At 61.5% G+C, this 13,632-nt stretch carries 11 protein-coding genes; 4 read left to right on the top strand and 7 right to left on the bottom strand.

The window, feature by feature from the left end:
* Nucleotides 1–41 precede the first annotated feature (41 nt).
* Complete coding sequence (locus V7M64_RS00245; protein WP_333676192.1) at nt 42–236, top strand: hypothetical protein; 195 nt, start codon at nt 42–44, stop codon at nt 234–236.
* 383 nt (nt 237–619) lie between these two features.
* Complete coding sequence (locus V7M64_RS00250) at nt 620–1,360, top strand: cellulase (RefSeq protein WP_333676193.1); 741 nt, start codon at nt 620–622, stop codon at nt 1,358–1,360.
* Nucleotides 1,361–1,598: 238 nt separating this feature from the next.
* Here V7M64_RS00250 and V7M64_RS00255 read toward each other — a convergent pair whose 3' ends face one another.
* From V7M64_RS00255 to V7M64_RS00280, 6 genes are read right to left on the bottom strand one after another with little or no spacing between them, the layout of a single operon-like run.
* On the bottom strand, nt 1,599–5,627 hold the full coding sequence (locus V7M64_RS00255) for a PilC/PilY family type IV pilus protein (protein WP_333676194.1): 4,029 nt from the start codon (nt 5,625–5,627) through the stop codon (nt 1,599–1,601).
* Nucleotides 5,628–5,677: 50 nt separating this feature from the next.
* On the bottom strand, nt 5,678–6,283 hold the full coding sequence (locus tag V7M64_RS00260; RefSeq protein ID WP_333676195.1) for a hypothetical protein: 606 nt from the start codon (nt 6,281–6,283) through the stop codon (nt 5,678–5,680).
* On the bottom strand, nt 6,280–7,422 hold the full coding sequence (locus V7M64_RS00265) for a PilW family protein (protein ID WP_333676197.1): 1,143 nt from the start codon (nt 7,420–7,422) through the stop codon (nt 6,280–6,282). The genes V7M64_RS00260 and V7M64_RS00265 overlap by 4 nt, the downstream gene beginning before the upstream one ends.
* Nucleotides 7,423–7,429: 7 nt before the next feature.
* Nucleotides 7,430–7,930 (bottom strand): hypothetical protein, encoded by a 501-nt coding sequence (locus V7M64_RS00270; protein WP_333676199.1) that lies wholly within the window; start codon nt 7,928–7,930, stop codon nt 7,430–7,432.
* Complete coding sequence (locus tag V7M64_RS00275) at nt 7,927–8,541, bottom strand: GspH/FimT family pseudopilin (RefSeq protein WP_333676200.1); 615 nt, start codon at nt 8,539–8,541, stop codon at nt 7,927–7,929. Before V7M64_RS00275 ends, V7M64_RS00270 begins: the two co-directional genes overlap by 4 nt.
* Nucleotides 8,538–9,005, bottom strand: a complete 468-nt coding sequence (locus tag V7M64_RS00280) for a type IV pilin protein (RefSeq protein ID WP_333676201.1) — start codon at nt 9,003–9,005, stop codon at nt 8,538–8,540. The genes V7M64_RS00275 and V7M64_RS00280 overlap by 4 nt, the downstream gene beginning before the upstream one ends.
* Nucleotides 9,006–9,448: 443 nt before the next feature.
* On the opposite strand from V7M64_RS00280, the gene V7M64_RS00285 reads away from it, so the two are divergent.
* Together V7M64_RS00285 and V7M64_RS00290 are read left to right on the top strand one after the other, a co-directional pair.
* Nucleotides 9,449–10,381, top strand: a complete 933-nt coding sequence (locus V7M64_RS00285; RefSeq protein WP_333676202.1) for a glycosyltransferase — start codon at nt 9,449–9,451, stop codon at nt 10,379–10,381.
* 489 nt (nt 10,382–10,870) lie between these two features.
* Nucleotides 10,871–11,794, top strand: coding sequence for a LysM domain-containing protein (locus tag V7M64_RS00290; RefSeq protein WP_333676203.1), 924 nt, complete (start codon nt 10,871–10,873; stop codon nt 11,792–11,794).
* 138 nt (nt 11,795–11,932) lie between these two features.
* Here the strand turns inward: V7M64_RS00290 and V7M64_RS00295 are convergent, their stop codons facing one another.
* Complete coding sequence (locus V7M64_RS00295; protein WP_333676204.1) at nt 11,933–13,630, bottom strand: protein kinase; 1,698 nt, start codon at nt 13,628–13,630, stop codon at nt 11,933–11,935.
* Nucleotides 13,631–13,632 lie beyond the last annotated feature (2 nt).

A 13,632-nucleotide genomic window follows, 5' to 3' on the forward strand; every position in this document is an offset into this window, starting at 1 on the left:
GCCCATTAGGAAGCGGCAATCCATATTGCACGGATGCTTCTGTGAAAATGGATACCCGCTTCCGCGCACTGCTGTCCGGGGAAAATGAAGTTCTTCAGAAATGCGCGGGCATAGCACCCGGCATCGAAAATTTCCCATGGAAATTCAGTGCCATCAGCTCGTCATTCCAGCGAAAGCTGGAATCCAGTGCCTTTGCAGATTTTCAAGTCGCTGGATTCCAGCTTTCGCTGGAATGACGCCGTTTTAGCTTTCCCGCAAGAACGGCGAAAAATTTCCCCGGACAGCAGTGCGCGAAAACGGGAATGACGGCCATGAGGTGAAGAGTTGTCACTTCAGTCTTTGCGTCGACTCTCATGACAACCTGTCGTGACGCCACATTCACGCCATTTACCAAAACAAAAATCATCGCTTACGAATTTGAATGTTCAAACGCATATCTGCGTTTTTTGATTTGACCTCGCGTGCCTACGCGACTATCGATAACGACCAATCATGCGGCTGCATCAGCGCATGAAAAGAGGGGAGTAACAATCCACGTACGCACAAGGGGTTCAACTCCCCGCAGGTGTTTGCATGCCAACAACATGGCTTGAACCATTCACATCGGGAGACATAGAACATGAAGAAGATGCTTGCTTCGATGGTTGCCGGGGTTTTGCTTTGCACAGGTGCGGCCAGTACAGCGCACGCAGGTGCCTACAATCTTTATTCGCCGTATTTCGCCTGGGACAACAACTTCAACAACAGCAATATCGCGTGGAGTCCGTCCAGCGGCCAATATCCGCAATGGACGGCCTCGTTCAATTTCTCCAGCTATAGCCTGTACGGCTATCCGGCCAGCATCCGCGGCTGGCATTATGGCTGGAACCCGACGGGCGACACCTTGTTCCCGAAACGGCTTTCCACCGTCAGCACGATTCCGGCGGCGTTCTCGTATGCCTCCGGCGGCAGCAACATGGCCGGCGACTTCGCCTACGACATGTTCCTGCGCAACGATAGCCAGAAGTCCACGCCGCAGCTGGAAGTGATGATCTGGGCCGGCAACAACTCCTACCCGATCGGCTCGCCGATCGCCACCGGCGTGATCACCGAAAACGGTGTCACCTACGACCTGTGGTATGGCGACAACTCCGCCGCTGGGTACTACGTCTACACCTTCCTGCCCCAGCGCAGCAGCGTGCCGGCGAGCCTGCCGACCAGCGGCAGCGCCAACATCGACATCATGCACTTCTTCAACAAGCTGGTCGGTCGCGCCAGCTTCAGCAAGTCGATGTACCTGGACGTGGTGGAAGCCGGGTGCGAGATCACGCGTGGCAATGGCTGGGTGAGCACCACCTGGTTCCAGGTGAACGCGCAATAAAAAAACGGCGCCGAAGATGTGGGCGGATACATCTTCGGCGCCGTGAGTCGACAACGGTTGCAAAGGGAGGAAAGTCAACCGTTGCGCATGCCGCCGATGCTTGCCGCGTCGACCAGCCGATCACTGGGAGATCAACTGATCGGCGCCATCGCGCGGATGCGCTTGCAGTCTGGCCAAACACCGCTGACATGCCCATGGCGCAAAGGGTCAAATCCCTGTGCGAATGGGCCAACCTCGATCAGTTGAGGATTTCGCGCCAATTGGCCCGGTTGACTCTATTGGGGTTGGTGTTCGAATTGAGGCTATTCAATTTGGGGGTGTTGGTGGTGGTGTTGGTGCCGACCACGGCACTGCCGCCGTTCTGAAGAATCGACACGCCCGTTGGTGCCGATTGCGTCGTCAGGTAATTCACCACGCTGCCGCCGCTGCTCTCCAGCACGGAAACGCCGGCGTAGTTGGTGGCGTAGATCGCGCCTTGCAGCGAGCAAGGATCGGACGACGGAATCACCGTCACCCACGCCAACACGTTCAAGCCTGCCGTGGCCGCGGGGTTTACCACGATGCGTTCGGTGCCGCCGTTGGTGCCGCCAGCCGAACCGGTGAGGTCGTAATACCAGCCCAGCGAGCTGTCGCCGAGGGAAGCGCCCTGGGTGAGATCGGTTACCGCGGTCAGCGAGCTGCGCGTTAACGGAAGGTCGGAGGTGGAGGGCGTGGTGCCCGAGCCGTCGCGCAAGGCATACATGGTTTGCTGCTGCGTGGTGGTGAGGTCGCTGATGTCCAGGAACTGGCCGGTGCCCACGAACACCCAGCGCAGCGTGGTCAAACCGGTCGAACTGATGCTCAGCTCGATGCGCGGCGCGGTGGTGATGGGTTGCGGCTTGTTCGAAACGATGAGCGTGGCAAGCAACGTCGGCGAGGGATAGTTGCCGGTGGGATTGCCGGACGCATCCGTCGCGCCTTCGGTCAGATCGAAACGCCACACGTTGCCGAGCAGATCGCCCGCGTAAATCTGGTCGACGGTGCCATCGGTGATGTCCTGCGAATATGCCGTGGCCTGCGTCAGGCCGGCGGGCGCCGTGGCGCTGCCCACACCGGTATCGATCTTCTGCAGCATCTTGCCGGTCTTCGCGCTGAGCAGGTAGAGGATGCCGTGGCCAGCGAGCGTGCCGCCAGTGTTGTTGTAGCCGGAGGTAACCGCGACTACCCAGCCGTATTTGCGCGTCTTGATGATCAAGGGCGCACCATAGCTGTAACCCATGTCCGCTTCGGTGAATTCCCACAGGACGTTCGCCGCCTGAGAAGTTTCCACTGTCGAGCTGCTTGACGTATCGACGGCTTGCGGCACGCTGGTTACGTCCAGCGCGTAGATGCCCTTGCCGCCCTTGCCGAGGCCGCCCACCAGAATGGTGTGCCAGTCCGAGGTCGATGCCGTAGTGGCCGGCGCGGCCGTGCCATCACTGATATAGGTGAAGTCCACGTCCGCCACTTGCGGCGTAGCATCCACGTAGAAGTGATGCGCGAAATTATTGGTCGAGACGCCGTTGAGGTTGGCCAGCGCCGGCAGGCCATCCACCAGCGGCGTGTTGTTGGGGCCGTTGAACACCATGCTGGGCACATAGGCGAACAGCTCACTACCGCCGCCAGTGACGGCGTTAGTGCTGGTGGCGCCCGTGAAGTCCGCTTCGAACGCGTGCAGCATGCCGTCATTCGCGCCCACGTAGATCACCGGTTGGCGATTGGCGACGGTCTTGCTGAAAGCGGTATAGCCGGGATTGGCCGCTTCGGAATAGGAAGGCGACAGCGCGTTCTGCACCAGCGTCGCGCCGGAGTTCACGATGTCGCCCAGGATGTGGCTGCGTGTGCGGAACAGCGTGCCTTCATTGCTCTTGTCGCCGCGCAGGTAATCCACCAATTGCGAGCCATGCGTGGTGGTATCCATGGCAGCCTGTTCCGAGGTGGAAAGGTTGGCGTAGCGGAACGGCACGCCCTTGCTGCCATTCCACGTCACGATGCGTCTGCCGCTGCTCCAACCCATGGTGGTGGTGCCGCTGCTGCTGGTCGAGGTGGCCTGGGTCAGTGTGTCCAGCTGGATCTGCGCATGCCACGGCGTGCTACCGCTGGCCGTAGTGACGGACGTGCCGGAGGTGGCGGCCACGAAACCGGTGACGTCGCCGGTCCATACCACCGGTACATAGGCCGTGTTGTAGGCGGGAAAGCCAGTCACGGGTGCGTAGTAGGGCGCGGTGTTGGCGATGACGTTGGACAACACGCGCGAAGACGAAACAGTGAGCCCGGCGCCGGTCGCCGAGGCAGTGGAGGCCACGTTGTTGAAGATCTGCTTCAGGCCGCTCTGGATCAGGGTGGGCTGGTTGCCGGGGAAGTAATTGTCCGGCCGCAAATCGTTGGTGGCGGCGGAAGTGCCGTTCGTATGCCAGGTGAGTATGTCGGCCGGTTGGCCGTCACCATTGACGTCGTTGAATCCGCCATATTTCGCGGCCAGCCAGTACATGTCCGGGCCGGAGCCATTGCTCAGCCCGGATGGGTTGTAGGTCGGATGGCTCGAACTGCCGTCGTAGCTGCCCGGTTCCAGGACGTCGACGGTGTAGGTGGTGACTTTCTGGCTGCCGTTGATGTCGGCGCGAATATCCTTGGTGTGCGCGTAGTAGGCGAGACCTGCCATGTTGTACGTCGCGTATTCACCGCTGATTTCGTAAGCGCTCCCAAGTGCGGTGACATTGAGGTATTGCGCCATGGTGCCGGAAGCTGCCGTCGTGCCCTGCTTTTCGATCAGTGGCAGGTTGCCCAGGGTGGTGACATAGCTGGATGCGTCCAGCGCCGTACCCACGGTGCCGCCTACCGTTAATGGCGACAATAAGGTGCCAGCGCTGTTCTTGGCGGCGGGGGCCAACGTGGGCACGGCGGTGTCATACCAGGTGTGTGCATCGCCGATCGTCACGATGGCATTGTTCTGGCAGGTGTATTGGATCGGATCGTTGACCGTTGGGCTACTGGCGGAAGCCACCGCCGTGCCGGTGAATACCGGGAAACTCGGGTCCGCGCTGTTGCTCGATGTGAGACCTTTGGTGTAGCTCGCATCCAGCGGCACCTGCATGTAATAGGCGAGCGTGGCCCAGTACAGGTCGCCCACGTTGTCGTACTGCTCGTAGCCGTTGGAATAGCCGAACTTGTTGAGGTAGTTGATAGTGCCGCTGTCGGTGAATGCCGCGCCGCCAGGCGCTTTGGCGTAAGTGGAATCGGCACTGTCCGGATTGGTGTTGAAAATGCCGGTGCTGCCGTCCCATTCCGAATAGCTGTTGGTTTGCGGCGCGCCGTAGCCGTTGTACGTGGTCGGTCCGTTGTCGCGCAGCAGAGCGCGCACCGCGCCGTTGGGTTGCGTATCACCTCTCAGGAAGCCGTATGCCGAGGCGCCGACGCGGATCCTGGTGTAGTTCTGCTGGATCAGGCCTTCCGGCTTGTTGTACTGGCCTGCGCCGGTGTAATCGGTAGAGGCGTGCGCGCTGTTGCAATTGCTTTCCAGCATGCCTGGCACACACACCTGCACCTGTGCGTTGTAGACCGTGTAGAAATTGTTGTTGCCGTCGTTGACCACCGTGGGCGTGTTGTTGTTGTTTTTGTTGGGCGCCGTGTAGTTGTTGGAAATGATGAAGCTGGAACCCTGCTGGTACGAGAACAGATACACCGTGCTCAGCGAGGAATACTTGCTGTCGCCGATCACAGAGGCGGGCGAAAAGCTCGAACTTGAATTGAGTATCTTGATCGGGAAATTCTGGATGTTGGTCTGCGAATTGAGATTGGAGCGCTTCAGCACGGTGGTTGATGTGGTATCGATCGAACGATTGCCGCCGGTGAGTGCCTGGCGGAACTCGTCCAACGAGGTCATCAGCGCCCAGTTGAGCATGTTGCCGCTCCAGTGCCCGGTGCACACCGGGCCGGTCACGCCACTTACCGGCGTGAAGTAGCCCGCGCCAGTGTTGCTGTTGTAGTCGTAGCATTTGGCCGGATCGAAGTAGCCCAGGTAAGTCGTGCTTTTGGAGTAGTCGCTGCTGCCCTTATAGGCCGCCACCGTGCCGGTCGGATATTCCACCGACAACGCCAGCATCAAGTTCGCCGGTACGTTGGAAGTGCTGTACACCGGTGTATCCGACAGCGTGGTAGCGCCAGCGAGGGCGGCTCCGCTTGCCGTCAGCGCCCATACGCAGGCAAGCAGCTTCACGTTGAAACGCAGTGGACGTAAGGACATGAACATGGCCATTTCCGGAAGTTGGTCAATGGAAGAAGCGCGCGAACCCGCACGCATCAACGCAGAAAACTCTGTACGTACGCCACGGATCCCTTCTTGCCGTTCACGCGCACAGTGAGGCGGAACGCGGCAGTGGCACCGTTGTTGAACGGTTCGTTCTGGTCGGACGTCTGGTTGGAAACCGAAGCGCCCAGGATCTGCGCGCCCGGCGTCACGCAACCAGTCACGGTCGCCGGGCCGGCCGCCTGGCACAGACGTTCCACCACGTAGTAGATGTCGTCATCGTTGGTGTTGGCTTTCGTCATCTGCGCGATGCTGCTGCCGGTCAAGTTGATCAGCACGTTGGGAATGTCGCCCGCCGAACGCGCCGTCGCCGGTTGCGGCTCGGCGTAATAGCCCAGCTGGGATTGGTCGTTGTCGCTGGTCGGCTGTGCAAAGGTGATGTTCTGCTGCGCGTCGACGTAAGCGCGTTCGGCCGATTGCAGCGCACTTTGCCGGAACGTCATGCTGCTGGCGATGGTGTTGCTGGTGTCCACCGAGCGCATCAAGGCGAGCGCAGCAAGCAGCGTCACCACCAGTACGATCAGCGCAATCAAGGTGGAGACCATGCCTTTTTGCCGATGCCGGCTACCGGGGCGGTGCGAAGTGATGAAGTCGATCATGTCGCGTCGCCTGAGTAATACGCGGCAATCAGTGCGTTGCGCACGGGGATGGTGGTGTCGTAGACCTTGTAGTGGTACTGCGTGTTCGTGGTGACCGTGTATTGCAGCGTGGGATCCAGGTCGGGAAACAGCACCAGCTTGGTCGGGCCGGTGTAATCACTCGAACGCTCCGGCAGGCGGCCTTGCGCCACAATCGTTACGCGGATCGCCTTGATCTTCGCCATGGCGGCGCTGGCAGCCGCGGTGCTGGCGGTGAGCGTGCTGATCGAATAATTCCCGGTCGGCTGTACCCAGGTAAGGCTGCTGGAGCCGCTGGTCTGGATGCCGTACAGCGCCTTGATCTGCACGATGCCGTCGGCGATCGGCGTGACGGTGGCGGCGTTGCCGTTGACCGTACGCTGTAGCAGATCGTAGGAGACCAGCGAATTCGTCGAGGTGTCGATGCCGAACAAGGTGAACGCCGGCGCGGGGCCAAAATCGAACAGGTTGGTGGCGGTCTGCAAACCTTTCGTCGGACTGTTGGCGGCGCTCAAGGCAATGGTCGTACCGCTGACTTGTGCGGTCGGCGATGCCGTGGGTATCTGCGCCAAGGCACAGGTGCTGTCAGACAAAGTGCCGACCAGGTAGTCGCCACTGAGAATGCCGAAGCTGTTGCCCACCACCACGCTGGTCGCCGATGGCGTGCTGCTCACTGTGACCTTGAACACCTGCTGCGCCGGGTTGCCGGCAACGATGCCGATGACATCCGGAACGTTGCCGCCGCCGGCGGCGATCAGCACCGGCACCAGGCGCGTGGTAAGCGGCCATCCCGACGAGGTGAACGGCGCGGGCAGGGAAGCGGACGGCAATGTTTGCGTGCTATCGGTGTAGGCCGTGACGGGGCATCCCCACAGACCCCAGTTATTGCCCTGCGTAATGCCGGAACCTGCCGTGCGCAATTGCCGCTCCAGCGTGTACAGCGCATAGCTGCCGTTCTGCTGCGCATCGTTGCCGGTGGTGGTGGTGCGCTTCTTGCCTTCGTACACGGCAAACGCAGCCATGATCGCCAGCATGCAGATCATGCTGACCAGCATGCCGACCAGCAGCTCGATCAGCGAAAAACCTCGCTGATGCGCAGGCGCACGCGGCTTGGGGTACACGGAAGAATCAATTGCCGATCGCGGTGGTGGATACATAGGTATGCGCGCTGCTGTCGCTGGGAGCCTGCCACCGCAGCGTCACCGCGACCTGGTATTGCACGGTGCCGCTGCTGGAGATGGTCTGTGGAGTCACCACGATGGTGGGCGGATTCGAATTGACGCCTGGGAGGCAGTTGGGGAGCTTCGCCGACGCAGTGCAATCGAGCGTGTTGAACCAGCTGGTGTAAGCCGTGCCCCCCGTGCCTTTGCCGTCTTTGCCGGCTGTCCCTGCAAACAAGGTGGACAGCTGGGTGAAATCGGGCGTGGCCCACATTTGCGCGATCACCTGGTCGGTGAGCATGGCCGCGTTGATGCGGTAGCTGGAGGCGCTGGTCATGTCGATGGCCGAGCCCTGCAAGGACACCAGGCCCATGATGCCGACCGAAAAAATCAGGATGGCGACCAGCGCATCGATCAGCACGATGCCTTGGGTTCGCGACGCGCGTGCAGGCAGGTGAAGTTTTTTCATGGACACCCCATCGCGTTGCTACTGAGCAAGAACGCCGGGTCGCACATGCTCACCATGCCGCCGGCGGAGATGATGGTGACCAGCCGCCGGCTGGTCGCCTGCAAGGAGCTTTGTGCGGCAGTGACGTCGATGCGCAGGATGGAATTGCTGCCGTAACTGGTCGGCCGCCCCAAGGGATCGAAGGTGATGCCCGCAGGCAGGCCGCCGCTGATGGTGCTGCTGCCAAACTTGCCGGCGGCCACGTCGGTTACCGCAGTGGAAGCGTCCACCTGCACGTTGCTTGCGCTGCCGGGGGAGCTCCATTGCTGCACGGTGCTGGTGGCGGTGCTGCAATCCGTCGCGGCTGCTGCGCTCGCTGCGCTGGCCGGCAGCACGCACACTTGCCAGCTGCTGGCCGACGTCAACTGGAAGCGCACGTCGTTCGCACGCTGCGCGGCTTCATTGCGCGCCAGCCGCAAGCCGTTCTGGATCGACTCGCTGACCGTGCGGATGCGCGTGTTCAAGGTCCATTGCTGGAAACTGGGAATGCCAAGCACGGTGAGGATCGCCAGAATCGCCACGGCGACCATCAGCTCGATCAGGCTTACACCGCGCTGACCTGCCGTATTCATTGGCAGATTCCCTTGGCAGTTACCCAGCAGCTGGTCATCGTGCCGCTGTACCAGCCGTTGGGGCTGGTGGTGGCATGCGTGTTGTTCTGGTCGATGGTGAAAGCGAAGCCGGCGGTCTGCGTACCCGTCATGCCGGTGGCGGTGATCGTGTAACCCGGGAGACTGTTGACGGTCGTCAGCGCGCAGGTATAGGTGAAGTACTTCGTATTGGGCATGCTGTTGGTGAGCACGATGCCGCACGTACTGTTACTGCCGTATTGGCGGTTGTCTTGGTAGTACTGCTCCATCGCCACGCGATAGGCACTCAGGCTGTTCTGTGCATCGGTGAGTTTGCTGCGCGTGACGTATGTGGAGTAGATCGGTATGGCGATCGCGGCCAGGATCGCAATGATCGCCACCACGATCATCAATTCGATCAACGTAAAGCCAGCCGCTTGCCCGCAGCGCCTGCGTAGTGTGCCCATGGCCCGCCCCTGTACGGTGCGGAGCCTGCGCCAGGCTCCGCAAGATTGCGTCTAAAGAAGTGCTGACGGTGTTCGAATCACCCCTGTGAGTTGTCAGCACAGTGCGTTTGCGACTGCTGCGAATGGAATGATCCGGATTTGCGTGCCCGCTGCCCATTGCAGAAAGTGACAAAGTTGCTGTCAATTGAGGACAGTGTGCGAGCGGCGCGATGCGTGGCACATGTCTGCAAGGAACGCGTGCGCGTTACTGGCGATGGCCGCATCACGCTTGCCGCTGCGAACGGCGCAGGCCGGGATGAAATTCCTGCATGAACCTTTCGCGTGCATGACGAATGCTGGGAATTCATCCCAGGCTACTGGCTGGAGCCATTGAGGCGTCATTGCGGCACGAGCCGTGCCTCATCGCACACAGAGGCGGGAATAAATCGGCGGAGCCTGAGGTTATGCCTTATATGGGCGATCCGACCGTTTCCATCATTCTGCCGACGTACAACCGGCTGGCTTACTTGCGCGAGGCTGCCGCGTCGGTTTTCGTGCAGACGTACGACGATTGGGAAATGATCATTGCCGACGACGGCTCGTCGGAGGAGACGCGTGCCTACCTGCGCGCCATCGCCGATCCGCGTGTGACAGTGTTGTGGCTATCGCATACCGGCATTCCCTCGATCGCCCGCAACAAGGCCATTGGGCGTGCTCGTGGACGCTATCTGGCGTTTCTGGATTCGGACGATCAATGGCGCCCCGCCAAGCTCGCGGTCCAGCTGGATGCCTTGCGCGTATCGCCGGATTGCCGCTGGAGCTATACAGCGGTGGACTTGATCGATGCCGATGGGCATCCGGTCGACCGCGATGGATTGGCTCCCTGGGTGCCGTATGCGGGCGACATCACCGAGCGCCTCCTATGGATCCATGCACACATCGCCATCGATGCGGTGATCGCCGAACGGCGCCTGGTGCTTGAAGCGGGCGGTTTTGACGAACGCCAGCGATTCGGCGAGGACTATGACCTCTACATCCGCCTGGCGATGCGAAGTCCGGTGAAGGTTGTCGACGCCCCGTTGGCTGTCGTGCGTGCCGGCAACGGCGAGAACTACAGTGCCAATCGCATCGAGGCATACGAAGGATGGGTGCAGCTGTATCAGAAGCATTCGGCAACACTCCCCGGCAAACGGCTGCGCGCGATTGCACGGAGCCGTCGGGCTGAAAACCTGTTGATACTGGCGCGCCTCTATACCAACGCAGGTCAGTCATGGGCTGCTTTGCGCACGCTGCTGCTTGGCATCCCTGGGTCTTTGCTCACCTATCCGCCGTGGGCATGGCGCGCGGCGAAAGAGGTTGTTCGTGCCTGCTTCAAGGCAACGCAGCGGCGCATATGACCGATACGGCGCAAACGTAACCATCAAGTCCTTCCCGTTGTTGCCGAGAGCGCCTTCTCGCCATCTTCACAACAGCTCGTCCGGCACCCGCCCGGTTGTCCACGTGCTCGGAGAGTGGCGTAGGCAACACTCTGATCACGTATCGCCGTCGTCACCAGCCCCGTCTGTTCCAGGGCCACGGGGCCGGTGGCGAAGGCAGACTGGCGCATCGTCGAGACAGGGACCTGCGGCATGCGGACAGACAGGGCTGGCCCAACATGTTGAATTCAAAGAGATGGGGGACGCCGGGAAGGCCCGCAGGTTGCGCTTCGCGGCTTGGCAAAGACGGCCAGTCTTCCCGGCGCCACGCAATACACCCTGCGCGCCTTGCAGACATCATGACGACGGCGCTACTTGATCAGTGTTGCCTTAACTTGTTGACCTAAGTAGTTTGTGCGACGAAGCAAATACTCGGCGCCTGATCAGGGGTAGCGTAAGGTGATGGTGCATATGGAAGCTCGCTGGACATCGTTGCGCGCGTGGATGCCGGTGACGGCCCTGCTGGTGGCCATGCTGGCCGGCGGCTGCGCGAAGATCCTCAAGCCGAAGGCGGTTATTACGCCGCGCGCGCAGCCGGTTGCAGCCGCTCCCGTGGCCAGCACGCCAGGCGAAGAAGCGGCGCCACCCAGGCTTTCCCTCTCGGCCATCGTCCATCGGGACCTGCAGAACGGCCATTACGCCGAAGGCGAGAAGGCGCTGCGGCGCTATCTGCAGGATCATCCTGGCGATCGCGCCGCGCAGTCCTACCTGCGGCAATTGACCGATGATCCGAAGAAGCTGCTGGGCGCATCGTCCACGCCGCACATCGTGCAGCCGGGCGAGTCGTACAGCACGCTGGCGGCCAAATACCTTGGCGATGCCAATCTGTTCCTGGCGCTGGCCCGCTACAACGGCTCGACCAACCCGGCCTTGATCCTGGTGGGTTCCACGCTGAAGTTGCCGATGAATGACTCGGCCGCCGCCGCCGTCACTCCCGTGCAAGGTGCGGCCGCCCCCACGCCCGTGGCTACACCCACGATCGTCGCGACACCACCGCCATCTTCGGCGGCGCCACCTGCGCAGAGCGCGCAGCAACTGGAAGGCCAGAGCCTTGCCTTGTACCGGGAGGGCCACAAGGACCAGGCCGTCGCCACCTTCGACAAAGCGCTGGCGCTCAATCCGCAGCTCAAATCTTCCGACCCCAATTTCGCCGCGCTCAGCAGGATCTGGGTGGCGGACACGCATCAGCAGGCGATGGTGTTGTATCTGGACCAGCACCTGGACCAGGCGATTGCGTTGTGGAACCGCATCCTGGCGGTCGACCCAGGATATGAACCTGCGGTGGTCTATCGCACGCGTGCGATGGAGCTTAAGCAACGCTTGCAGCAGTATTAGCGCGACCATTTTCGTTTATCGGCCTGATGGCCCCGTGTTAGTCACTCCGCTTTTGCGGGAATGACGGGCGTGAGCTTCGTAGACCGGGATGAAATCCCGGCTTCGTTGCGTCTTCCTATGCTGGGATTTCATCCCGGTCTACGAGTGCTGCCGCTCTTGCGTTCCAGCCACGGGGAGTATTTGCGTTGGCTGCAGTGCCAAATCCGGCTTGGGCACATCCGATACCACGGCGACTTTTCCCGGTGGCGTGCCCAAGGTTTCGCCCATCAGATTGAACGCGGCAAACAAGCGGCCCAATTCATCGTGGCGAACGATGCGGATGCGATGCTGGTAATCCCCGCGCGCCACGTGCAACAACGAGGCGACCATCAGGTCGAGCGCGCCGCGCAAACGGCGAAATAGCCAATAAGCCGTGAGCAGCACGGTCGCCAGGGTCGTGAGCAGCACCAGGCCGATCACGCCCAAGGCGGTGTTTTGCGCGGTGTGCAAGGGCGCCTGGCTGACGCCGAGGCGCAAGCGGCCCACGGTCTTGGCCTGATAGCGGACCGGCACGTCGAACACGAGTGCATTCTGCAAACCATGCGCGCCGAGCAAGCGGGCGTGATAGCTCTGGGTGCCGTTGGACCACTGCCGCGTGGCGACGGTCACGGCTGGCAAGGTTTGATCGTTTTCGCCGGGTTGCGTGCTCGCCAGGATCTTGCCATCGCGATCGGCAATCGCCAGATAGTCGAGTTGCTCGTTGCGCGCCATGTCCTGCACCAGCGCGCGCGTGGCGGCGTGATCGTCCATCACGATGTCTTCGGCGGCGCTGCGGGCGATCATCTGTCCCAGCGAGCCACCGAAATCTTCCGCCAGGCCGGTGACGGCCACGTGCTGCACTCCGTAGATGGCCAGCATGCCGAGCAGCAGGACGGCTACCACCGAGGCTCCCAACGCCACGGCCCATTGCAAACCCAGCGATTGCAGGCGAGGGTGGGGCAGTTCTTCGCGCGATCGTTCATAGCTGCGGCGCGCCAGCCGCAAGTCGTCCACCACTTCCGCGCCGGATTGATAACGGGCTTCCGGCATCGGCGCCATCAGCGTGCGGATGATATCGACCAGAATCGGCGGGAGCGCCGGATCGCTTGGCTTGATCGGCGGCTCGGGCAGGCGTTGCCGTTGGCGCACATAGCGTTGCACGTCACCGGCATACGTCCACGGCAGTCGTCCGGTGGCCAGCCAGAACAACACGACGCCAAGGGAAAACAGATCGCTGCGCGCGTCCGCGCGTTCGCCGCGCAAGCGTTCCGGCGACATATAGGCCGGGGTGCCGCCGATCTTGCCTTGTGCGGCGGCGGAAGGCCTGCGTGTGGCGCGGCGTTCGGCAATGCCGAAATCGGCGATCTTTGCGTGCCAACCATCCAGCAGCATGATGTTGTCGGGCTTGATGTCGTGATGGATCACGCCTTGCGCGTGCGCGTAATGCAGGGCGTTCGCCAATTGCGCGGCCAGCTCCAACAATGCCGAGGCGGATGGCATGCCGTGCTTGGCGACATACGAATGAAGCGTTTCGCCCGACAGGCGCTCCATCGCGATGTAGGGGCGGCCGTCTTCCGTTTCGCCGGTGTCGAAAATCGTGACGATATGCGGATGGGTAAGCCGCCCCGCCGCGCGTGCCTCCACCTGGAAGCGCCGGCGGTAATCCGGATCTTCAGCGACGTTGCCATGCAGGCATTTGATCGCCACCTGGCGCTGGATTTCCGGATCGAAGCCGGCGTAAACCACCGCCATTGCCCCTTCGCCGAGAATGCCCTCGATGCGATAGCGCCCAATCGTGGCGGGAATGGCCTGGCTCATGC

The sequence above is a fragment of the Dyella sp. genome (assembly GCF_036746095.1).
Taxonomy (GTDB): domain Bacteria; phylum Pseudomonadota; class Gammaproteobacteria; order Xanthomonadales; family Rhodanobacteraceae; genus Dyella_B.

Excerpts from the sequence above, each read along its gene's own strand:
- V7M64_RS00255 (WP_333676194.1), bottom strand. The coding sequence starts at position 5,627 with ATGTTCATGTCCTTACGTCCACTGCGTTTCAACGTGAAGCTGCTTGCC.
- V7M64_RS00280 (WP_333676201.1), bottom strand. The coding sequence starts at position 9,005 with ATGGGCACACTACGCAGGCGCTGCGGGCAAGCGGCTGGCTTTACGTTG.
- V7M64_RS00260 (WP_333676195.1), bottom strand. The coding sequence starts at position 6,283 with ATGATCGACTTCATCACTTCGCACCGCCCCGGTAGCCGGCATCGGCAA.
- V7M64_RS00290 (WP_333676203.1), top strand. The coding sequence starts at position 10,871 with ATGGAAGCTCGCTGGACATCGTTGCGCGCGTGGATGCCGGTGACGGCC.
- V7M64_RS00270 (WP_333676199.1), bottom strand. The coding sequence starts at position 7,930 with ATGAAAAAACTTCACCTGCCTGCACGCGCGTCGCGAACCCAAGGCATC.
- V7M64_RS00250 (WP_333676193.1), top strand. The coding sequence starts at position 620 with ATGAAGAAGATGCTTGCTTCGATGGTTGCCGGGGTTTTGCTTTGCACA.
- V7M64_RS00295 (WP_333676204.1), bottom strand. The coding sequence starts at position 13,630 with ATGAGCCAGGCCATTCCCGCCACGATTGGGCGCTATCGCATCGAGGGC.
- V7M64_RS00285 (WP_333676202.1), top strand. The coding sequence starts at position 9,449 with ATGCCTTATATGGGCGATCCGACCGTTTCCATCATTCTGCCGACGTAC.
- V7M64_RS00275 (WP_333676200.1), bottom strand. The coding sequence starts at position 8,541 with ATGAATACGGCAGGTCAGCGCGGTGTAAGCCTGATCGAGCTGATGGTC.